The organism is uncultured Aquimarina sp., assembly GCF_947492115.1.
In the GTDB taxonomy this organism is placed as follows: domain Bacteria; phylum Bacteroidota; class Bacteroidia; order Flavobacteriales; family Flavobacteriaceae; genus Aquimarina.
Map to the genome: position 1 here is coordinate 48,770 of NZ_CANLMM010000002.1, position 21,097 is coordinate 69,866.

Consider the following 21,097-nt stretch of genomic DNA (forward strand, 5'->3'; position numbering starts at 1 on the left):
TTCATGATTATTGTTATTAATCATTTTACCTTAATATTCAACCATAAACCCTAAAACATGAAAAGAACAACTACTATTTTACTTTTATTATTAATTACAACTAACACTCTTTTAAGTCAAAACCTACAAATTACCAGAAGAGACTTTACAGACCCAAACAATTATATACATTCTCTTCTAGAATTAAATGAAACTAACGGAACTATTTTAGACACTTATGATTACACTGCTACATTCCCAGGATTTAACGCAGTAGAAAGTTTAACTTATAATCAAGCAACAAAAGAAGTCTTTGGCATTTCTGATAATTTAATTTTAAAATATAATATAGAAACTGGCATTGAAGATTCCTTTACTCTCCCATCATTAACTTCAGGAGATTATCAGGATGTGGTCATTGCCAATAATAGATTATTTGTTTCTAGAAGGGATTTTACAGATCCAAACAACTACATTCATTCTCTAGTAGAATTAAACCAAACCGATGGTAGCATTATTGACACATATGACTATACTGCTACATTCCCTGGATTCAATTCTGTAGAAAGTTTGACTTACAATTCAGAAACCTCAGAAATTTTCGGCATTTCTGATAATCTAATTTTAAAGTACAACATAGAAACAGCTAATGAAGGATCGTTTACATTACCATCGCTAACTTCAGGTGATTATCAGGATGTAGTCATCGCAAATAATAGGTTATATGTTTCTAGAAGGGATTTCACAGATCCTAACAACTATATTCATTCTTTGGTAGAATTAAATCAGACAGATGGCAGCGTTATTAGCACTTATGACTATACAGCTACATTTCCAGGATTTGATGCTGTAGAAAGTTTAACCTACAACCCAGAAACTTCAGAGATCATTGGTTTTTCAGAAACTTTAGTTTTAAAGTACAATATAGATACAGGAACAGAAGATTCTTTCGACATGCCGACATTATCTTCCGGAAACTATGGAGCAATTGTGAGCACGGCGGATGATCCTGTATTATCAGTGGAGGACGTTCAACTTCCTGAAACCAATCAAAAAATCGTAAAAGCCCATAATTTATTAGGACAAGAAGTTCCGGTAGATTCTACCAATGAAATTATTATTGTTCTTTTTGAAAATGGTACCAGAAAAAAGGTTTACAACTTGAAAATATAAGCTTTCTAATCGGATCTAAAAGACAATCCAACAACTCTTTCTTAAGCACTTTTACAGTCATAAATTAGGAACGGTTGTTGGATTTCTTATTTTAAACATTAATCTTAAAAAGTAAAATCATCCACAATTAATTGCTATCCAATAAGAGTGATATTAAAAAACATTTCGGATTACTGTAACTAAATGACATTCTTTTCCTACGATACCTATCAAAAATGTATATTTGCCTAAATTTTTTTGAATGTCAGAAAAGATAACGCCATACAAAGACAAAACTACCACCAAGAAAGAACAGGTTACAGAAATGTTTGATACTATTTCTGGTAACTATGATGGTTTAAACAGGGTCATTTCTTTCGGGATTGATGTGAAATGGCGTAAAAAAGTTGTCAAAATAGTTTCTAAAACGCAACCAAAAAACATTCTAGATGTAGCCACAGGAACAGGAGATCTAGCAATTAATCTTGCAGAAACGGGAGCTACCGAAATTGTTGGCTTAGACATTTCCGCAGGGATGCTAGATGTAGGAAAAGATAAAATCAAAGCAAAAAAACTAGACCAAATTATCACAATGGTGAAAGGAGATGGTGAGAGTTTACCCTATGAGGATAATTATTTTGATGCTATCACTGTTGCTTTTGGTGTAAGAAATTTTGAAGATTTAGAACAAGGTTTATCAGAAATATATCGCGTATTAAAACCAAAAGGAATATTTGTTGTTCTGGAAACCTCAGTACCTACGAAAACCCCTTATAAACAAGGTTACAAACTATATACCAGCTCAATACTACCATTAATTGGAAAGATCTTTTCTAAAGATAGATCCGCTTATTCTTATCTTAGTGAAAGTGCTGCAGCTTTTCCTTATGGAAATGCTTTCAACAATATTTTGAGAAAAATTGGGTTTATAGAAGTCGAGGATCATCCACAAACTTTTGGTGTCGCTACAATTTATACAGCAACAAAATAATATGAAAAGAATTTTTATTGCCATAGCTGTGATCGTTTGTACTCAAGATATGAGTGCACAGTTATTTTCTAAAGAACGTGTTAGAAATTTACAAAACTATGATAAGCCAAGATTAAGTTGGGGATATATTCTTGGATTTAACACCTATGACTTTAATTTTGACTATAAAGCTACTCCAGAAGGTGAAGATCCTATACTGGACAATGATGTAGAAGTCGCTAAATCCATTGGTTTTAATGTAGGTCTATTAGGGAATTTAAGAATCAACGACTACCTAGATCTTAGACTAGAGCCACAAGTATCATTTGTAAGAAGAGACTTAACTTTTACAGGACCTGATTTTGATGAAAATCAAAGATTCAGAGAAGTAACTTCTACCTATGTTCATATACCATTACTATTAAAAGTTTCCACCAAAAGACTTAATAATTTTAAACCATTTATTGTTGGTGGAGTATCTACTTCTATAAATTTATCCAGTAATGAGAGTAATCCAGATGACAATAGTGTAGGACAGTTTAGAACAAAAACAAACACTAATTATTTTGAACTTGGATTTGGGGTTGACTTTTACTTATTTTATTTCAAATTCACACCTTCGATACGCGGTGTGTTTGCAATGACAGACGAATTAGTCGCTGACAATGATCCTAATAGCCCTTATACATCAGCTATTGATAAAATGTCTTCTAGAGGAGTTTTTATCAACTTTACCTTTCAATAAAAACACTAAGAACGTCTAAATTCATTAAGAATTATTGCGGTAGCCGTTGCCACATTCAAGCTTTCCGTTATTTGGGTTTCACCAAATCTTGGTATGGCTATTCTTTTTGAAACCAGTGATGCTATCTCACCAGAAATACCATTAGCCTCATTGCCCATTACAATAATTCCTTTTTTAGACAACGATTCTTGGTAAATAACCTCACCATCCATAAACGTTCCATACACTGATACTGTATCTTTATATAAACTCAAAAAGTCAAAAAGGTTAGTATACATAATATTGACACGCGTGATAGACCCCATAGTAGCTTGAACAACCTTTGGATTATAACAATCTACAGTTTGATCAGAACACACCAAACTAGTGATCCCAAACCAATCGCATAAACGGATAATCGTTCCAAGATTTCCAGGGTCACGAACATCATCCAGAGCTACAATCAAATTATCGACATCAATTAACTCAGCATTTGGGATATAAAAAAGCGCTAGTGCAAACTGCGGTGTCTTAAGAAAAGTAATTCCTTTTAACTCAGCATCACTTACAATAAAAGTTTTTTCTTTGGGTGTATTAAAAAAAGACTCATCCATCGAAAAAAGAGAATGAAGCTCTAAATCAGCATCTAAAAACTCCTGAATCACTTTTTTACCCTCTGCAACAAACAATCCATGTTGTTTTCGGTACTTTTTTTGATGTAAACTATTTATTAATTTCTTTTGGTTTTTGCTAACCATACAAATAATGTATTTTTGACACAATAATGAATCTCGATTGAAACACCTGTTCACAAAAATAGTATTTGTTGTAGTATCTACAATTTTTTTAATTTCCTGTAACGCAATTAAAAGAGTATCTGAAGAAGATTCTTTATTGGTTAAAAATGAAATTTTTGTAGATAGTATTAAAAGTAATGACACTAAACTTTACAATCAGCTATACCAAAAACCAAATTCAAAACTTGCATGGACTCCTTTTAGACTTCACATCTATAATATGGCAAAGGTAAATCCTGATTCCTCTTATCAAAACTGGCTATATAAGAATCCTAAAAGAGAACAAAAATTAATTAATTTTTTATCTAAAAAACAGGTTAATCGATTAGGTGTAGCCTATTCTGGAATTAATAATTGGTTAAAAAAAGCTGGAGAAGCTCCAGTTGTAGTTGATAGTGCTAAAGCAAAAAGATCTGTAAAAAGATTGCAGTCCTATTACTGGAATAACGGTTGGTTTAATGTAAAAACAGACTACAGTATCAATTATAAAGAAGATCAAAGAGCATCCGCTTCTTATTATGTAAGACCTCACAAACCATACTTTATAGACACATTAAATACTAAAATCGATTCTAAAGTAGCTGATTCTATTTACAAACTACATCAAGACGAATCTGCAATCATTGTTGGAAAACAATATAGAACCTTAGATATTGAATCAGAAAGAGAACGCTTAACCAGCTTATACAGAAATTCCGGGCTATATCATTTCGAAAAAGAATACATAAAATTTGACGCTGATACGGTAAATACAGATCAAAAAATACACCTAAATTTACTTATTAAGGACAGACAAGTAACAGAAGATGAAGAAACAAAAAGAGTACCTTTTCAGGTACATAAGATTAGTAAAGTAAATGTATTTACGGATTACTCCTATCAAAACAGAAATGAAACTCCAAAAGACAGCGCCTCATACAATGGATATAACATTTATAGTTATGACAAGTTGAGATATACTCGCAAAGCTATTGCCAACTCTATACTGATAACACCAGGAGAAATTTTTAGAGATAAAGACCGAACCCTTACGTATAATCAGATTAATAATTTAAAAACTTTTAAATATCCAAACATCCGATACATTGTAGATCCAGATGATCCAAAAGGAACCGATCTTATTGCCAATGTATTATTAACACCCAGAAAAAAATACAGTACTAATGTAGAATTCGACGTATCTACTTCTAATATTCAGGTATTCGGAATTGGTTTTAGTGGTTCATTCTTAATACGAAATGTTTTTGGTGGAGCTGAAATTTTTGAAATCTCAGGAAGAGGTAGTGTTGGATCCTCTAAAGATCCCGTAGATCCAAATGGGCAATTTTTTGACATTTCCGAAATTGGGGTCGATCTTAAATTATCATTTCCTAAAATTATTTTCCCACTTCAAACGAGGAGAATCATCCCTAAATACATGTCTCCGACTACTAATCTTATTTTCGGTATCAACACCCAACAAAACATTGGTTTAGACAAACAAAACGCTTCCGGAATATTCAACTATGAATGGAAACCAAATACAAAACTTACAAATCAGATTGATTTGGTTAATGTTCAGTACGTTAGAAATCTAAATACAGGAAACTATTTCAACGTATATTCTAACTCTTTCAGCAGATTAAATAATATTGCTAATGAAGTATTAGATTCAAATTCACCATTTTTTGATCCTGAAAACGAAAACGAGACTAGATTATCAATTCCATCTGGTGCCAATAGCTTTATAATAGAATCGCTCAGCGAAACTCCTGATCCTGATCTTACCTCAGAACAATTACAAGAAATCAGAAACATCAATGAACGAAAAGAACGACTTACAGAAGACAACCTTATTTTTGCTTCTAGCTATACCTATTTAAAAAATAATCGAGAAAATCTTTATGATGAGGATTTTTCAATTTTCAGAGCAAAAATAGAATTAGCTGGAAACGTTTTAAATACAGTTTCTAACCTAACAGGATTAAACAAAAACTCTAACGATCGTTTCGAGATCTTTGGAGTAGAATTCTCACAATATGTAAAAACAGAATTGGATTATATAAAACATTGGGATCTCGGTGGAAAAAGTGTTTTAGCCTTTAGAGCCTTTGGTGGGATCGCACTACCTTATGGAAATGCTAATAGTATTCCTTTTGCTCGAAGTTTCTTTGGTGGTGGTCCAAATGACAACCGAGCTTGGCTTCCCTATGATTTAGGACCTGGAAGTAGTGGTGGCAGAAACGAATTCAATGAAGCCAATATGAAAATTGCACTAAACGCAGAGTTTAGATACAATATTTTAGGCTCACTTAATGGAGCTTTCTTTGTAGATGCTGGTAATATCTGGAACGTTTTAGATAGTGTGGAGGAAGAAGATGCTGTTTTTTCGAGATTAGATGATATTCAGGAAATAGCCGTCGGAAGTGGTTTAGGATTGCGTTATGATTTCGATTTTTTTGTAGTTAGATTAGACCTTGGTTTTAAAACATTTAACCCTGCTCGCTTAGAAGATCAAAGATGGTTTAAAGGTTATAATTTTTCTGAAGGTGTTTACAATGTGGGGATTAATTATCCTTTCTAAAAAACAATCACACTTTTCGTCTTTAAAATTAAAATTCATTCCGTATTATTTTATTATTTTTGTAGGCTTATTAACTAAAAGTAAATTATGAGTCACAACATCAAACCAGGAGTTGCAACAGGAGACGAAGTACAGGCTATCTTTAATCATGCAAAAGAAAATGCTTACGCCTTACCAGCGGTAAATGTAATTGGATCCAATTCTATCAACGCTGTATTAGAAACTGCAGCAGAGTTAAACTCACCGGTAATTATTCAATTCTCTAACGGAGGAGCTCAATTTAATGCAGGAAAAGGACTTTCTAATGAAGATCAGAAAGCTGCAATTGCAGGTGCTACTGCAGGAGCTCGACATGTACACCTAATGGCTGAAGCTTATGGGGTACCTGTAATTTTGCATACTGACCACTGTGCAAAAAAATTACTTCCTTGGATAGACGGATTGTTAGAAGCAGGAGAAGCTTTTTACAAAGAAACAGGAAAACCTTTATATAGCTCTCATATGATTGATTTATCAGAGGAGCCTATCGAAGAAAACATCGAAATCTGTAAAGAATATCTTGCTCGTATGAGTAAAATGGGGATGACTCTAGAAATAGAATTAGGTATTACTGGAGGAGAAGAAGATGGTGTGGACAATAGTGATGTAGATGATTCTAAATTATACACGCAACCAGAAGAAGTTGCTTACGCTTATGAAGAATTAAGCAAAGTAAGTGACAAATTTACCGTAGCGGCTGCTTTTGGTAATGTTCATGGTGTATATAAACCAGGAAATGTAAAATTAACTCCTAAAATTTTGAAAAACTCTCAGGAGTTTATTTCTGAAAAATATGGTGTAGAACATAACCACATTGACTTCGTGTTCCACGGAGGAAGCGGTTCTACTCTAGAAGAAATCAGAGAAGCAATTGGATACGGAGTAATTAAAATGAATATTGACACAGACTTACAGTTTGCTTTTAACGAAGGGATTAGAGATTACATGACCGGTAAGATTGATTATCTTAAAACGCAAATTGGAAATCCAGAAGGCGCTGATGAGCCTAATAAGAAATATTACGACCCTAGAAAATGGTTAAGAGAAGGTGAAATCACCTTTAAAACCCGTCTTAAAAAGGCTTTCGAGGATTTAAATAATGTAAATACATTATAACTAATAGACAACCAAGCTGAAACTCTGAATAAAAAAGAGTTTCAGCTTTTTTAATACAAATAATTTATGGCTTGGTTTAAGAGAACTCAAAAAGGTATACAAACCGCTACTGAGGACAAAAAAGACGTTCCAAAAGGACTTTGGTATAAATCTCCAACTGGGAAAATAGTTGATGCAGAACAACTGGAAAAGAACTTTTATGTAAGTCCCGAAGACGGATATCACGTAAGAATCGGTAGTAAAGAATATTTCGAAATTCTTTTTGATGATAATAAATTTAAAGAATTAGACAAAAACCTTTCCTCTAAGGACCCTCTTAAATTCGAAGACAAAAAGAAGTATACTGAACGTCTTAAAGATGCTCAGGAGAAAACGAACTTAAAAGACGCTGTTAGAACTGCAGTAGGAAAATCAAATGGTAATGACATTGTAATTGCTTGTATGGATTTTTCATTCATCGGTGGATCTATGGGAAGCGTTGTTGGAGAAAAAATAGCCAGAGCTGCGGATCATTCTTTAAAACATAATATACCCTTTATGATTATCTCTAAATCTGGAGGTGCTCGAATGATGGAAGCAGCATTATCACTTATGCAGTTAGCAAAAACTTCTGCTAAACTTGCTCAACTGGCAGATGCAGGAATTCCTTACATTTCTTTATGTACAGATCCTACTACAGGAGGAACGACTGCCTCTTTTGCAATGCTGGGAGACATTAATATTGCAGAACCAGGAGCTTTGATAGGATTTGCTGGTCCAAGAGTTGTTCGCGATACCACAGGAAAAGAACTTCCTGAAGGTTTCCAAACAGCAGAATTCCTTAAAGAACATGGGTTCTTAGACTTTATAAGCCCTAGACAAAATCTAAAAGAAAAAATAAATCTATATCTTGATCTTATCCTAAACAGACCTTTATCCTCTAATTAGAGATAAGATTTTTAGACAAACAAAAAAGCGTCCTTGAAAATAAGGACGCTTTTTCTTTGTTAAAACCAAATAATTACAACACAATTTCTCTTTGTTCTCCATCTGAATTTGTAAACACTGCTTTATTATCGCAAGAACCATCTCCATAATCTAAAGTACCACTGTAATTAGTTCTCACCAACTCTACTACCCCACTAACTAAAAATCTACAACTAGCTTCTCTTCTTATAGGCGTAGTGATCGTTGTACTATGCGTATTACCATTTGCAAGATTTGTTTGCCATGCTCCCGTAATTAAAAACACATTATCACCCCAATTACCATTAAAGACACCTTCTATCCATTCTCTAGTCTTACTACCTGTTCTTGATGCTTGTGTACCATCAGCAAAAGTTACTGTAAGGTCTAAATCCATTGAATACTGTGGATTCCCATTAGTGTTTGATTTTAATCTTGTAATTGTTTTCGATCCTTCAAATTGCATATCGTCTATAAAGAAATCTTCTAAACCATAATTAATAATCAATGACATAGCATCTACATCGAGCTGATAAGACATCAGTATCTTTCCTTTTACAATATGCCCACTTCTCACCTCACAACCTTCTGTTCCAAAATCAATTGTTACCTCCTTAGAAGTATCAGTTAAAACCACAGTTATTGTAGCACAATCAGGCAAAAAACGATTATTACTGCTTTTTCCTAAGTTCTCTTCATCCTCGAAACCTTGCAATGTAAGATCACTTATTACCTCAGAACCGTCATCAATATTCGCTGTTAAGGAAGCTTCCGTCGTATCTATAGCATCAAATGATAATTGATCTGCTACTTCTTCGCTATTACATCCCACTAAAACCACAGAAAAGAATGCAATAAATCCAAATTTTAAAATGTTGTTCTTCATTATCTTAATTTTTAATGTTACTTCTCTAGGACATACCTATTTAAAAAAGGTTTAATTAAGGACGTTTTTTTTCATAAAAAGAGTTTCTTGTCGAAAAAGTATTATATTTGCACGCTAATAGCAGAATGCTATTTATACATAAAAATCATTTAAATAATATTGGAATGTATTTAACAAAAGAAATTAAAGAAGAAATCTTCGCAAAACACGGTAAAGGTAAAAACGATACGGGTTCTGCTGAAGGACAGATTGCATTGTTTACACACAGAATTTCACACTTAACTGAACACTTAAAAAAGAATCGTAAAGATTTTAACACTGAGCGTTCACTAGTAAAATTAGTAGGTAAGCGTAGAGATCTTTTAGACTATCTAAAAAAGAAAGATATCATGAGATATCGTGCAATCGTAAAAGAATTAGGATTAAGAAAATAATCAAAAAAGAGAGGCTGTATGCCTCTCTTTTTAATTATACTCTTATTTTCTTTTTGACAAAATTTAATAAAACATTTTGATCTAGAGAAGATTAAAATGAATGCCTTAGTTTTTCATTGGTCGCACAACAACTACAACAACACAACCTTGTCCGTCCGAGTAAGACGGAAACCAATGTTTAATGAAATCTTGATATAAGAAATGCAATCGCATTATATATTGAGATTAGAATCAAAAAAAGAATATGATTCCAAAAGTGTATAGAGAGGTCATTGACCTAGGTGATGGAAGAGAAATTAGTTTAGAGACTGGAAAATTAGCAAAACAGGCACATGGTTCTGTTGTTGTACAATCAGGAAAGTGTATGCTATTGTGTACTGTAGTTTCTAACTATAAAGCTGCAGATGTAGATTTCCTTCCATTAACTGTAGACTATAGAGAAAAATTTGCAGCTGCAGGTAGATATCCTGGTGGATTCTTCAAGAGAGAAGCGAGACCAAGTGATGGAGAAGTATTAACAATGAGATTAGTAGACCGTGTACTACGCCCACTATTCCCTAAAGATTATCACTCCGAAACTCAGGTAATGATCCAGTTAATGTCTCACGATGAAAATGTGATGCCAGATGCAATGGCGGCATTGGCAGCGTCTGCAGCAATACAATTATCTGATTTTCCATTTGAATGCCCTATTTCTGAAGTAAGAGTAGGAAGAATTAACGGAGAGTTTATTGTAAATCCTACAAGAGCTCAATTAGACGAATCTGATATTGATATGGTCATCGGAGCATCCGAAGATTCTGTTATGATGGTTGAAGGAGAAATGGATGAAATTTCCGAAGAGGAAATGACAGAGGCTATCAAGTTTGCACATGAAGCTATTAAGGCACAATGTATTGCTCAAAGAAAATTAGCAGAAGCATTCGGAAAGAAGGAAGTTAGAGAATACGAACCAGAAAGAAATGATGAAGATTTAGCTCAGAAAATTCATGATTTGGCATATGATAAAGTATATGCTGTAGCAAAACAAGGTTCTTCTAAGAAAGAAAGAGGTGCTGCATTTGCAGAAATCAAAGAAGAAATATTAGCTACTTTTTCTGAAGAGGAATTAGAAGACATAGGAGACTTAGTTTCTAAATATTACGGAAAAGCCGAAAAAGCAGCAGTTCGAGATTTAACACTGAATGAAGGATTACGACTTGATGGAAGAAAGACAACCGAAATTAGACCAATTTGGTGTGAAGTGGACTATCTACCATCTACACACGGATCGTCTATATTTACAAGAGGTGAAACACAGGCTTTAGCAACTGTAACTTTAGGAACGTCTAGAGAAGCTAATCAGATAGATATGCCTTCTTACGAAGGAGAAGAAACATTTTATCTACATTACAACTTCCCTCCTTTTTCTACAGGAGAAGCAAGACCAATTCGTGGAACTTCAAGAAGAGAGGTCGGACATGGTAATTTAGCGCAACGTGCTCTTAAAGGAATGATTCCTGATGATTGTCCATATACAGTTCGTGTAGTTTCTGAAATTCTAGAATCTAACGGATCTTCTTCTATGGCAACAGTATGTTCTGGAACTATGGCATTAATGGATGCTGGAGTTCAACTAAAAAAGCCAGTTTCAGGTATTGCGATGGGGTTAATTTCCGATCCAGACACGGGTAATTATGCAGTATTATCAGATATTCTAGGTGATGAAGATCACTTAGGAGACATGGACTTTAAAGTTACTGGTACTGCAGATGGTATCACTGCTTGCCAGATGGATATTAAAATTAAAGGATTAAGCTATGAGATTTTAGTAAATGCATTAAAACAAGCTCGTGATGGACGTTTACACATTCTCGAAAAATTAACCGATACAATTTCTACTCCAAATGCAGATGTAAAAGGACACGCTCCAAAAATGGTTACCAGAACCATTCCTGGAGAATATATTGGTGCTCTTATCGGACCTGGAGGTAAGGTTATTCAAGAACTTCAGAAGGAAACAAATACAACTATTGTAATTAATGAAGATCCTGTTACCGAAGAAGGTATTGTAGAAATCCTTGGTACAGATCAAGAAGGAATTGATAAAGTTCTAGCAAAAATAAATGCTATTACCTTCAAACCAGAAGTAGGAAGTGTCTATGAAGTAAAAGTTGTAAAAATGCTTGACTTCGGAGCTGTTGTAGAATATATGGAAGCTCCAGGAAATGAAGTACTACTTCACGTTTCTGAATTAGCTTGGGAACGTACTGAAAATGTAAGTGACGTGGTAAATATGGGTGATGTAATGGATGTAAAATACTTTGGTATTGATTCTAGAACTCGAAAAGAAAAAGTTTCTAGAAAAGCTTTATTACCTAGACCACCAAGAAAAGATGGTGATAAACCAAGAGGTGATAGAAAACCAAGAAACAATGACAAAAAAGAGAAGTAGACTATAACATTTCTCTAAACACCTAATAATAAACGCTTTCATTATTTTTGAAAGCGTTTTTTGGTTTTACAAAAATGAATAGTATATTTGTCTGGTTGACCAAATTGGTTGACCAATTTAATTGAAGACCCTAAATCATGAACATTAAAATCTTAACAAGCACAATCGTCATTTGTGTATTGCTGACTTTTGCAAATACCCCAATATTTGCACAAACAGTTTCTAACAATTCTGAATTACAAAGCGCTATCACTAATGCATCCGCAGGATCTACCATTACACTAGCTAATGGAACTTGGACAAATGTGGTCATAAACATTAATAAAAATGGCACGGAAACAAATCCAGTTACTATCAAAGCACAAACTCCAGGTTCAGTTTTTTTCGAAGGTAATTCTAGAGTAAGTATGGGTGGTTCCTATGTTGTTTTTGAAGGAGTAGTTTTTCAAAATCCATCAAACTTAAGCACTAGCGGAAGTACAATAGAACCTATCATTGAGTTTAGAGATAGCAGTAACAATGAATGTGATCATTGTACAGTTACAAATATCAAAGTAGACAGTTATAACGGAACAGCATCGCAAGAAACCTTAACTTTTAAATGGATTGTAGTATACGGACAATATAACGAAATTAGCTTCAGTTCATTTATTGGAAAACATGGTATTGGTAGTATTATCAACGACAATAGAAATGCTACTTCTACTGAATTTGCAGAGCCTGATTTTACAAAAATTCATCATAACTATTTTGCAGATCGTACACCAATTAGAGAGGTTAATCAGGATAATGATCAAGATGCTATTAGAATAGGAAACAGTAGCACCTCGTTACATCCTTCTAATACTGAAGTTTATGACAATCTATTTTACAACTGGTCTGGAGAAGTAGAAATTATTTCAAACAAAAGTGGTGAAAACAAATATTACAATAATACTTTTAGAGACTATCAAGGAACGTTAACATTACGCCATGGTGATAACTGCGAAGTATACAACAACTTCTTTTTTGCCCAAAACAATCTTTTTTCAGGTGGTATTCGTGTAATTGGAGAAGGACATAGAGTATATAACAACTATATTGAAGGAGTAAATTCTGAAAAACCAGATGGTAGTAACACTAGTACAGCTGGAGCTATTAATGTTAGTAATGGAAGACCTAATACAGCCCTTAATGGATATTATCAGGTTATTGATGCTACTATAGTAAATAATACTTTTGTAAACTGTGATTATGGTTTTAGAATCGGAACTAATGTTGGAGGTAACTTAAGCTTAGCACCAGAAAACTTAATTATTGCAAATAATATCATGATTAACACTGCTGAAAGTGCAGTTGACGAGCAAACAGCGCCAACAGGAACATCTGTATATCAAGGAAACATAACTCAAAATGGTTCCTGGGATCTTTCAACAGGCACTAATAGTAACCAAGTAGTAACATCTGGACTTTTAGAAAATGGTCCTTTTTATTATGAATTAGGTTCTAACAGTCCTGCTATCGATGCAGCAGTTGGTAACTACCCTTTTGTTACTACGGACATCTTAGGAGGTACTCGTTCTGGAAGCCTTGATGCAGGTGCAGAAGAATTCAATTCAGGTGGATCTCGTATTCCATACACAACTGCCGATGTAGGTGTGAGTATTGGTTTTGGTGGAACTGGAATGGATACTCCAAGACTAACAGCTACTCCAACAACATTGAACGCAAATCGAAGTGGAGGAAACATTTCGTTTGAAATCAATGCTAATGTTAACTGGACTATAACCGAAAACTCCGCTTGGATAACAGTTGATAATGTTTCGGGAAGCAACTCTGCAATAATTACAGTTGACTATACAGAGAATAATACTAATGCACAGCGTACCGCAACCTTAACCATTAATGAGACTCCTGGAGGAAGTGATTTAACCACTACAGTAAACATTATACAGTCTAATCTTTTTTCAGAAGAAATTACTATAGTAGACGCAACTGCAATAGGAACTGAACAAGGAAAACCTAATGTTGGGGCTCAATTTGCATGGGATGATAATGTAACCGCATCTGAATATTGGACAGGAGACGCAAATACCGAACCTGAAGTTTCGATAACATTCGATGTATCTTGTATAAGAACCCTTAGTCAAATAGGAATTCATGTTTTAAAAGCTGATGAAAGAACCATTAATTTCGATATTGCCGTTGCCGATGATCAAAATGGTCCTTTTACCAATGTATTAACAGGAGAAGATAGTACCATCGAAAGTGGTGCTGAAAATACAGAGCAGTTATTTGCTCTTAACAATGTAACAGGAAGATATATCAAGTTTACTTCCAATGGTACCAATACGGGATCTGGTTTTGCAAGTATTGTCGAAGTGAATATCTATGGTGACCTAGAATGTGATGCTACCTTAGGAGTAGATGAAAACACTCTAGCTAGTAACGGTATTTTATTATACCCTATTCCTTCACAAAACCAACCGATCCAAATCATTTCTAAGACAGCTATCGGTTTAGTACAAGTCTTTGATCTTAGAGGTAGAACAATCCTAAAAGAAGAGTTTAATAGTACCAATGGTACGATTAACACTAATAACTTAAGTAGTGGAACTTATATTGCTAAAATACAAGGAGCCTACGGTCGTTTTGTGATACAATAACAACAAAAAACAACCCCTCTTTAATAGGTCTTAAAGAGGGTTTGTTTTTTCTATTAGAAAAGTCTTCCTAAGACAACACCAAACTGAAAGCCATATACACTTTTAACCCCATTGAGATTACCATAAGTAGAAAGTTCGAGACCTACTACACTATTAAATGTATATCGCAAAGATATCTTAGAAAATCCCCCAAGAATGATTTTCTTACTTTCTTGTACTCTCCTATAATCCAAAGATGGTCCCGATGAACCGGGAAAACAAAAACCTCCAAAACCACAAGTAGATCCTGGAGAATATTCAACAGCATACTCATAGTCTTCGCTATAGATAATAGAAGGACCTAGCATAGCAAATATCTTAAAAGACCTTTTCTTGTTAAGAGCAAAAGACTTAAATAAATTAGGAGACAAAGCATACAACCTATTATCCCTCTCACCGCTATAAGGAAATCTTTTTTCAATTCCTTCAGGTAATTCTGTTCCTTCAAAGTTTTCTATCTCATCTATTGGAGGGATACCTTTTGTACTTTCTGCGGTGTAGGCAGATCTTGTAAAATCAAATCCATATCCCCAACCGTTTTTTCGTTCAAACATAATACCTCCGTAAATATCCAACTCATTACTTTCATCACTGGCAATAGAGCTAAAACCATTGGTAAAGGCAATTGGTTTCTTCTCTCTTCTTTGTTTTTGATCGTTATCTAAATTTTGGCTATAACTATATTTTGAAACACATAAGAATAGAATTGTAACACTGACCAACTTTTTCATCATATTAAAAATTTATTGTTTAGTGATGTAAACATAATAGCAATTCCGTGGTCTTAATTGTCAAAATCACGAGTATGAAATTTTGGTTTTGCGATAATCACAAGAGCAAAGTGATCAGTGCTAAAAAACAGCAACAGACTTTTTAGAACTAGTCTATAAGGATTATGTATCATAGAATACTATGGATTAGTTGAAATTATATTGAAAAATGAGATTCCCGTAAAAAGTATTACCAATAGAATTAAAATTAACTCCTGGATTAAGTCCGATAGTAAACCCTTTGGGATACAACATAAATTTTAGATCAATAGGAACTCCTAGACTTTCCTCTGTTTTAGTATCCCTTCCAAAATCACCACTAACATCATATCTACTATTAGCAAACACTCCTAATCCCGAATGAGTTTCTATTGCAAACCAAGCTGCTAAATCCCATTGTCTTCCGTACAAAAGATTAACCGCATAAAAACTATCTCCACCTCCAAAAAAGCTCACTTCTTCTCCTAATTTTAAATCCAAGGAAAAAATATTCCTTTTTAATGAAAAGGATGTTCTTACACTTAAATCAATTCCACTATGCCCAGAAGAATTGATTCTTTCTTTGTAAGTTGATTCATAAAAACCAAAACCGGCCTCGATAGATCTGAATCTAAATTTCCCCTTATCAGACGCATCATTTTCCTGTCCAAAGGACATCTTTGAAATTAGTAACACAATAGCCACTTTCATTAATCTTTCCATAATAAAATATTTAACTTGTTTAGTGAATCAAACATACTTTCTATCTAAGAACTACCATTATCAAAATCACGAGTATAAAATTTTATACTTGTGATAATCACAATTCGGGTATGTTCATAAAAAAACACCTTCAAAAAAATGAAGGTGCTTCAATCTTATTTTATTGTTTGCAAAAATTTATTATTCTATCCCCAATCTTTTTAGATGCGATAAATGAGCTACTACTCCACCTAAATAAGAAGTCTGATTCGGAATGATTTGATGATTCTTTAAAACCTTATATAGAATCTTATTAAGTTCCGGATAATAAACATGATGAATGTGCGGAAAAAGATGATGTGCTATATGATTATTAAATCCTCCAAAAATAAAATTAGCAAACCTACTAAAAGGATAAAAATCATTTGAACTTTGCACCTGATTCATGAACCATGATGTTTTTATCTTTCCAGAAGTATCTTTTTCTGGATATGCCAGACCCTTTATATGATGTGTCATAAAAAAGGTAAACAATAAAAATAACGATTGTACCATATGCATACTTATAAATGCCACTATTATCCAATACCATTTTAAATCAATAAATATCATTGGCAATAGCACCAAATAGCTTAAATAAACTATTTTTTGACACCAGAAAGAAAACTTGTATGCTAAAGAATGCTTCTTGTTATTACCAAAGTTGCAAAAAAACACCTTAAAATCTTTAATAAACACCCAGAACAATGAATACGTTGTATACAAAAAAGGAGCATATAAATATTGGAAACGGTGAAACCATTTCATCTTCGAACCAGGAACTACTCTTATTAAATTCGTAATTTCTAAATCTGTATCATAACCTTCAACATTAGGAGCATGATGATGGGATGTTACATGCCGATCTTTCCATGCTTCTGCATGAGCTCCTACCATCGTATAAAGAGCAATGAAACATTTATGATTTAACTCCTTTTTCTTAAAAATTGTGTTATGCGAAAAATCGTGCGCAAAGTTAAATGCGAATAACATAGAAACTAACCCAAAAACAACATAAGCCAATACCAACAATTGCGGTTGTGATATTTGATAAATAAAACTATATGAAATTAGTGTAAAAGAAAAATAAATGAATCCCTTTAAGAACATCTTTTTCTGAAATCTTCGATTACAGAAATTAATTTTTTTATAGATCTCTTCCTGAATAGCACCAAAAAGCTCTACATGATCTTTAATATATAAATGCTTAGATTTCATATTGCAAAGGTTTTGGTGATTCTTGTGTTCCCATTTTCTTTAGAAACCTAAAATGTGATTTTAGGGCATCGCGATACGGCATCTCCATGTACGTAATACCATGTTTATTTGCTAATTCTCTAAATATCGGAGCCAATTTTATATAATGCACATGACATATATTTGGTAATAAATGATGTAAAGCATGTGCATTAAATCCTCCTAAAACCCAGTTTAAAAAATTACTATCCACATTATAATCAACCGAAGTACACATCTGCAACTTTGGCCAACTCATCGACAAATTACCTTCTTTATCAGCTTCGGGATGTGCTACAAAATCCGATAAATGAGATACTCCCAAAACGGCAGTAAATATGATAGAAATCAGAAAGTGATTGAGCATAAAAGCTACTACAATATGCTCCCAAGCAAATGGCAATAGCAAGCCAGGAATAACAATCATGTAACCCACATAAAATACTTTAAAGAACAAAAGCTTTACGATTTCCCATACCGGAATTGCAACCTTAATTGTCCTACTCGAGCGATTAAATATCATTAAAAACTCTCTAAACAAAAACCAATTAAGAGAATAAAACAAATATAAAAATGGAACATATAAATATTGAAATCTATGATACCAACGTACCTTTTGACTTGTTGTCATTCTAACAAGAGGATTATTTAACACATCGATATCACTTCCTTCAATATTAGTATACAAATGATGGGATTCATTATGATTTTTGCCCCATACATATGCATTATTGCCTTGTAAATTAAAGCTTAACTGAAACAAAATTTTATTCCAGAATTTACTTTTTACTGCCACTCCATGCGCTGCATCATGAGATACATTAAATGCTGTTAACAAAACTGATATTCCCAGACCTAAATACAACAAGTAAAAACCGATTATATTTGATGACGTTATCATCAGAACATACAACAAGACTACCATCATAAAATATAGAATGATTTTAAAAATCATCTTATTATTTCCGAATTTCTCCAACCTATTAGACTCAAAATATTCTCGAATCTTCTCAGTAAGTTCTTTATAAAATTCAGAACCTTCATCTTTAGAAAATTTTATTTTTTGCATAATTATTTCTTTAAAATTAGACATATAACAGTCCTTTGGATATATGAGAAGGCATACCTTCTCATATTCCAACATATAGTGAATTAACTAGAATTAATACGAAGAGTTTATAGGGTATAAACTAAGTGCTCCTTTTTAGATCATTCAACATACTACTTCTTTTTTCTAGAAGTAATATCCTTAAAAACACCTAGTTGAACATTTCCTGTTTTAGATAAGAACACCAATAGTTGTTCTTTTTTAGAATTCGCATTTATTTTCTGTGTCCGCCAATGTTTAATAAATGATAATACAGAAGTAATCTTATTAGAAGAGGAAACACTAAAAATCCCATCTTTTAGTGATCCTTTAATATATTTTGACACTTTTAGTGTTTCAGATTTCATTAAACAAATTTTTAATGTCTCTTTATCCAACACTTTAATTCGAGTATACAATTTTTCTTTTACCGGAATAAGACCAACCAAGTTTCCAGTAAGTACGTAAAAAGCTTCGAAACCATAGTCCCCTTCGATGCTTAAGTTGCTAGTGATATTCATCATTACTAAGATGTTTTTGATTTATTTTTCTTTTTAGAAAATTGCCAATTGATAAAAGGCAAAGAGCGTCTTTCGTTTTTATTCCAAAGCCCTATTTGAATACCTCTTAGTGTTTTTGTATTATTAAGAATTCCTATTTGAACCCCTTCAAAACTTTCACTTTTGGAGTCAATATCGTTCCAAGCACCTATTTGCAATCCCTTAAATGTCTTAAAGTCATTAAATCCTGATATTTGAATTCCTTTTCCATCCACAACAAAACTACCAAGCATTCCAAAGAGAACACCTCGTAAAACATAAGTAGAACTACCATAAACAGCTAATTGAATTCCATTTACTTTGTAAGAATAATTACCGAATCCTGTTATAGAAATCCCATTCATTCTTCTTACAGCTTGAACTCCTCCAGAAACAGAAATCCCATTAATATCCATAAATGATAAAGTTCCACCAGAAACATTTATTCCATTTACGATCTCCGTAGGTTTCCGATTGAAATAATTTTCAAATTCACTTTCTTTATCAGGTAGTCCGATTTTGGGAGTAAAAAATATCGAAAAACCTTTACCGAAAGGTTCAATTCTAAGCCCGTTTGATTTTGTTGTGTTCGTGTCTGGTTCTACTTTCTTTTGTGCCAAACCAATCGACAAACCATAAACATCTGTATTTGTACTATTAAAAAAACCAATTGGTGCTACTACCTTATTGTCTTGTCCGAAAGTAATTCTGCTTATTACCAATACCATTAAGGTTAAAATACTAATTCTCATTTTTCTTGTTTTTAAAATTTCATAAGTCAAAACTATTGTGATAAGTACAAGACAAAAAGTGATAAATGCGAAAAGGATTTTATTTTTTTGTGATTTTCACAAAATAAGAGAGTCAAAATATTATAGCTACACAAATTCAAACAGAAGACGCAACCATTATACAATATCCTGTCTAGATAGATGAATCCAAATAAAAAAGATTATGAAAACAATACGAAAACTAATACTTGTAGTATCCGTTCTTTTAGCATCATGCGAAAATGAATCTTTTGATCCATTAATTGAAAAAATCGATGTAAACTCAGAATTATTCAACAATCTCAGAACCATTTCTGAAACCACTACAGAAAACTCTGAAACCATATGCCTAACTTTCGTTTATCCCTTTAATATATATCTATACGATGATGAAGGAAATATTTCGGGTAGTGAAATTGTGCAAAATAATGTACAATTTGTAGAGCTCTTAGGTCAGGTTGCTATAGACAATGCGATTGGTCTTAGTTATCCTATCGTAGGCACATCTAATGGAAATAGTATAGAAATTAACAGTAATTTCGAACTAAAAGAAACCATTGAAGCATGCATAGAAAACCAAATAATTCAATATTGCAACAACATATTAGAAGAGCCTAATTGTGTATGGAAAATTAAATCCCAAACGGATGATGATATATATAATGATGCTTTACTAGATTTTTACGATGATGGAACTGCTATTTTTTATTATAATGGTAATTCATATCGAACTTCATGGGTTTCTTTATTTATAGAAGAAGAATTACATCTAAATATTCACTTAGAAGGCACATCTCAAACTGCATTAGACTGGAACTTTAATTGGCAAGCTAGTATTATTGATGAAAACACCATTAAAATTACTAACGAAGAAGCTTCTTATATCATACAGAAAAACTGTAATATCCAAAACAATTGTGATTATGTTGAATTTAGAGAATGTGAAGAAGAAATTCCTTTGGTTGCTAATTTTATCTTCGAAAACTACTCAAATTGTATCTCTTCATTCGTATCATCTACCAGCGATATAGAATATCAAATCTCTTATCATGAAACCTACAGAGATGCAGAAAATGAAACAAACGCTTTAAGCACCTTGGGATACAAGAATTCCAAAAACCCTCAACTAATATATGTAAGAGTTAAAACCGACACAATTGTTGAAATAGTTCAAATAGTCATAGTTGCAACATCATGTGACCAAGACCTAAAATAAACCGTTCCTAAGCATTTGGTTGGGTTAGTCAGTTTA

18 protein-coding genes are annotated in these 21,097 nt (G+C 33.1%); 10 read left to right on the top strand and 8 right to left on the bottom strand.

Going from position 1 to position 21,097, the window contains the following annotated elements:
• Positions 1-57 precede the first annotated feature (57 nt).
• From Q1A73_RS05585 to Q1A73_RS05595, 3 genes are all read left to right on the top strand, one after another.
• Positions 58-1,152 (top strand): hypothetical protein, encoded by a 1,095-nt coding sequence (locus Q1A73_RS05585; protein ID WP_299602736.1) that lies wholly within the window; start codon positions 58-60, stop codon positions 1,150-1,152.
• A 241-nt stretch (positions 1,153-1,393) separates the two neighbouring features.
• Positions 1,394-2,122 (top strand): bifunctional demethylmenaquinone methyltransferase/2-methoxy-6-polyprenyl-1,4-benzoquinol methylase UbiE, encoded by a 729-nt coding sequence (ubiE, locus tag Q1A73_RS05590; protein ID WP_299602739.1) that lies wholly within the window; start codon positions 1,394-1,396, stop codon positions 2,120-2,122.
• A 1-nt stretch (position 2,123) separates the two neighbouring features.
• On the top strand, positions 2,124-2,846 hold the full coding sequence (locus Q1A73_RS05595) for a porin family protein (RefSeq protein ID WP_299602742.1): 723 nt from the start codon (positions 2,124-2,126) through the stop codon (positions 2,844-2,846).
• Positions 2,847-2,851: 5 nt separating this feature from the next.
• Here the strand turns inward: Q1A73_RS05595 and Q1A73_RS05600 are convergent, their stop codons facing one another.
• The gene (locus Q1A73_RS05600; protein WP_299602745.1) at positions 2,852-3,583 is read right to left on the bottom strand and encodes an RNA methyltransferase; all 732 of its coding nucleotides are present in this window, start codon (positions 3,581-3,583) and stop codon (positions 2,852-2,854) included.
• Between the two features lie 37 nt (positions 3,584-3,620).
• Here Q1A73_RS05600 and Q1A73_RS05605 point away from each other — a divergent pair, with 37 nt between their 5' ends.
• From Q1A73_RS05605 to accD, 3 genes are all read left to right on the top strand, one after another.
• On the top strand, positions 3,621-6,185 hold the full coding sequence (locus Q1A73_RS05605) for a BamA/TamA family outer membrane protein (RefSeq protein WP_299602746.1): 2,565 nt from the start codon (positions 3,621-3,623) through the stop codon (positions 6,183-6,185).
• Between the two features lie 87 nt (positions 6,186-6,272).
• Positions 6,273-7,340 (top strand): class II fructose-bisphosphate aldolase, encoded by a 1,068-nt coding sequence (gene fbaA, locus Q1A73_RS05610; RefSeq protein WP_299602749.1) that lies wholly within the window; start codon positions 6,273-6,275, stop codon positions 7,338-7,340.
• A gap of 66 nt (positions 7,341-7,406) precedes the next feature.
• On the top strand, positions 7,407-8,267 hold the full coding sequence (gene accD, locus Q1A73_RS05615; RefSeq protein WP_299602751.1) for an acetyl-CoA carboxylase, carboxyltransferase subunit beta: 861 nt from the start codon (positions 7,407-7,409) through the stop codon (positions 8,265-8,267).
• 73 nt (positions 8,268-8,340) lie between these two features.
• On the opposite strand, the gene Q1A73_RS05620 is transcribed toward accD, so the two are convergent.
• On the bottom strand, positions 8,341-9,171 hold the full coding sequence (locus Q1A73_RS05620) for a hypothetical protein (protein ID WP_299602754.1): 831 nt from the start codon (positions 9,169-9,171) through the stop codon (positions 8,341-8,343).
• 164 nt (positions 9,172-9,335) lie between these two features.
• Here Q1A73_RS05620 and rpsO point away from each other — a divergent pair, with 164 nt between their 5' ends.
• The 3 genes from rpsO to Q1A73_RS05635 all read left to right on the top strand — a co-directional run bounded on the left by rpsO (position 9,336) and on the right by Q1A73_RS05635 (position 14,684).
• On the top strand, positions 9,336-9,605 hold the full coding sequence (gene rpsO / locus Q1A73_RS05625) for a 30S ribosomal protein S15 (RefSeq protein ID WP_299602757.1): 270 nt from the start codon (positions 9,336-9,338) through the stop codon (positions 9,603-9,605).
• 244 nt (positions 9,606-9,849) lie between these two features.
• The gene (locus tag Q1A73_RS05630; RefSeq protein ID WP_299602760.1) at positions 9,850-12,039 is read left to right on the top strand and encodes a polyribonucleotide nucleotidyltransferase; all 2,190 of its coding nucleotides are present in this window, start codon (positions 9,850-9,852) and stop codon (positions 12,037-12,039) included.
• Positions 12,040-12,176: 137 nt separating this feature from the next.
• Entirely contained in the window at positions 12,177-14,684 is a 2,508-nt protein-coding gene (locus Q1A73_RS05635; RefSeq protein ID WP_299602763.1) for a chondroitinase-B domain-containing protein, read from the top strand.
• Between the two features lie 53 nt (positions 14,685-14,737).
• Here Q1A73_RS05635 and Q1A73_RS05640 read toward each other — a convergent pair whose 3' ends face one another.
• From Q1A73_RS05640 to Q1A73_RS05665, 6 genes are all read right to left on the bottom strand, one after another.
• The gene (locus Q1A73_RS05640) at positions 14,738-15,454 is read right to left on the bottom strand and encodes a hypothetical protein (protein WP_299602765.1); all 717 of its coding nucleotides are present in this window, start codon (positions 15,452-15,454) and stop codon (positions 14,738-14,740) included.
• A gap of 186 nt (positions 15,455-15,640) precedes the next feature.
• A complete protein-coding gene (locus Q1A73_RS05645) occupies positions 15,641-16,195 on the bottom strand; it encodes a hypothetical protein (RefSeq protein WP_299602767.1) in 555 nt (184 codons plus the stop codon).
• A gap of 180 nt (positions 16,196-16,375) precedes the next feature.
• Positions 16,376-17,431: a fatty acid desaturase gene (locus Q1A73_RS05650; RefSeq protein WP_299602770.1), complete on the bottom strand. Its 1,056-nt coding sequence runs from the start codon at positions 17,429-17,431 to the stop codon at positions 16,376-16,378.
• Positions 17,421-18,518 carry an acyl-CoA desaturase gene (locus Q1A73_RS05655; protein ID WP_299602772.1) on the bottom strand — a complete coding sequence of 366 codons (1,098 nt, stop codon included), beginning with the start codon at positions 18,516-18,518 and terminating at the stop codon, positions 17,421-17,423. The genes Q1A73_RS05650 and Q1A73_RS05655 overlap by 11 nt, the downstream gene beginning before the upstream one ends.
• A 152-nt stretch (positions 18,519-18,670) precedes the next feature.
• A complete protein-coding gene (locus tag Q1A73_RS05660) occupies positions 18,671-19,060 on the bottom strand; it encodes a hypothetical protein (RefSeq protein WP_299602773.1) in 390 nt (129 codons plus the stop codon).
• 2 nt (positions 19,061-19,062) lie between these two features.
• Positions 19,063-19,827: a hypothetical protein gene (locus Q1A73_RS05665; RefSeq protein ID WP_299602775.1), complete on the bottom strand. Its 765-nt coding sequence runs from the start codon at positions 19,825-19,827 to the stop codon at positions 19,063-19,065.
• Between the two features lie 202 nt (positions 19,828-20,029).
• Here Q1A73_RS05665 and Q1A73_RS05670 point away from each other — a divergent pair, with 202 nt between their 5' ends.
• On the top strand, positions 20,030-21,061 hold the full coding sequence (locus Q1A73_RS05670; RefSeq protein WP_299602777.1) for a hypothetical protein: 1,032 nt from the start codon (positions 20,030-20,032) through the stop codon (positions 21,059-21,061).
• Positions 21,062-21,097: the final 36 nt, after the last annotated feature.

Bases quoted from the DNA above. Each gene is read 5' to 3' on its own strand.
- Q1A73_RS05585 (WP_299602736.1), top strand. From the start codon at position 58: ATGAAAAGAACAACTACTATTTTACTTTTATTATTAATTACAACTAAC.
- ubiE (WP_299602739.1), top strand. From the start codon at position 1,394: ATGTCAGAAAAGATAACGCCATACAAAGACAAAACTACCACCAAGAAA.
- Q1A73_RS05595 (WP_299602742.1), top strand. From the start codon at position 2,124: ATGAAAAGAATTTTTATTGCCATAGCTGTGATCGTTTGTACTCAAGAT.
- Q1A73_RS05600 (WP_299602745.1), bottom strand. From the start codon at position 3,583: ATGGTTAGCAAAAACCAAAAGAAATTAATAAATAGTTTACATCAAAAA.
- fbaA (WP_299602749.1), top strand. From the start codon at position 6,273: ATGAGTCACAACATCAAACCAGGAGTTGCAACAGGAGACGAAGTACAG.
- accD (WP_299602751.1), top strand. From the start codon at position 7,407: ATGGCTTGGTTTAAGAGAACTCAAAAAGGTATACAAACCGCTACTGAG.
- Q1A73_RS05620 (WP_299602754.1), bottom strand. From the start codon at position 9,171: ATGAAGAACAACATTTTAAAATTTGGATTTATTGCATTCTTTTCTGTG.
- rpsO (WP_299602757.1), top strand. From the start codon at position 9,336: ATGTATTTAACAAAAGAAATTAAAGAAGAAATCTTCGCAAAACACGGT.
- Q1A73_RS05630 (WP_299602760.1), top strand. From the start codon at position 9,850: ATGATTCCAAAAGTGTATAGAGAGGTCATTGACCTAGGTGATGGAAGA.
- Q1A73_RS05635 (WP_299602763.1), top strand. From the start codon at position 12,177: ATGAACATTAAAATCTTAACAAGCACAATCGTCATTTGTGTATTGCTG.
- Q1A73_RS05640 (WP_299602765.1), bottom strand. From the start codon at position 15,454: ATGAAAAAGTTGGTCAGTGTTACAATTCTATTCTTATGTGTTTCAAAA.
- Q1A73_RS05645 (WP_299602767.1), bottom strand. From the start codon at position 16,195: ATGGAAAGATTAATGAAAGTGGCTATTGTGTTACTAATTTCAAAGATG.
- Q1A73_RS05650 (WP_299602770.1), bottom strand. From the start codon at position 17,431: ATGAAATCTAAGCATTTATATATTAAAGATCATGTAGAGCTTTTTGGT.
- Q1A73_RS05655 (WP_299602772.1), bottom strand. From the start codon at position 18,518: ATGCAAAAAATAAAATTTTCTAAAGATGAAGGTTCTGAATTTTATAAA.
- Q1A73_RS05660 (WP_299602773.1), bottom strand. From the start codon at position 19,060: ATGATGAATATCACTAGCAACTTAAGCATCGAAGGGGACTATGGTTTC.
- Q1A73_RS05665 (WP_299602775.1), bottom strand. From the start codon at position 19,827: ATGAGAATTAGTATTTTAACCTTAATGGTATTGGTAATAAGCAGAATT.
- Q1A73_RS05670 (WP_299602777.1), top strand. From the start codon at position 20,030: ATGAAAACAATACGAAAACTAATACTTGTAGTATCCGTTCTTTTAGCA.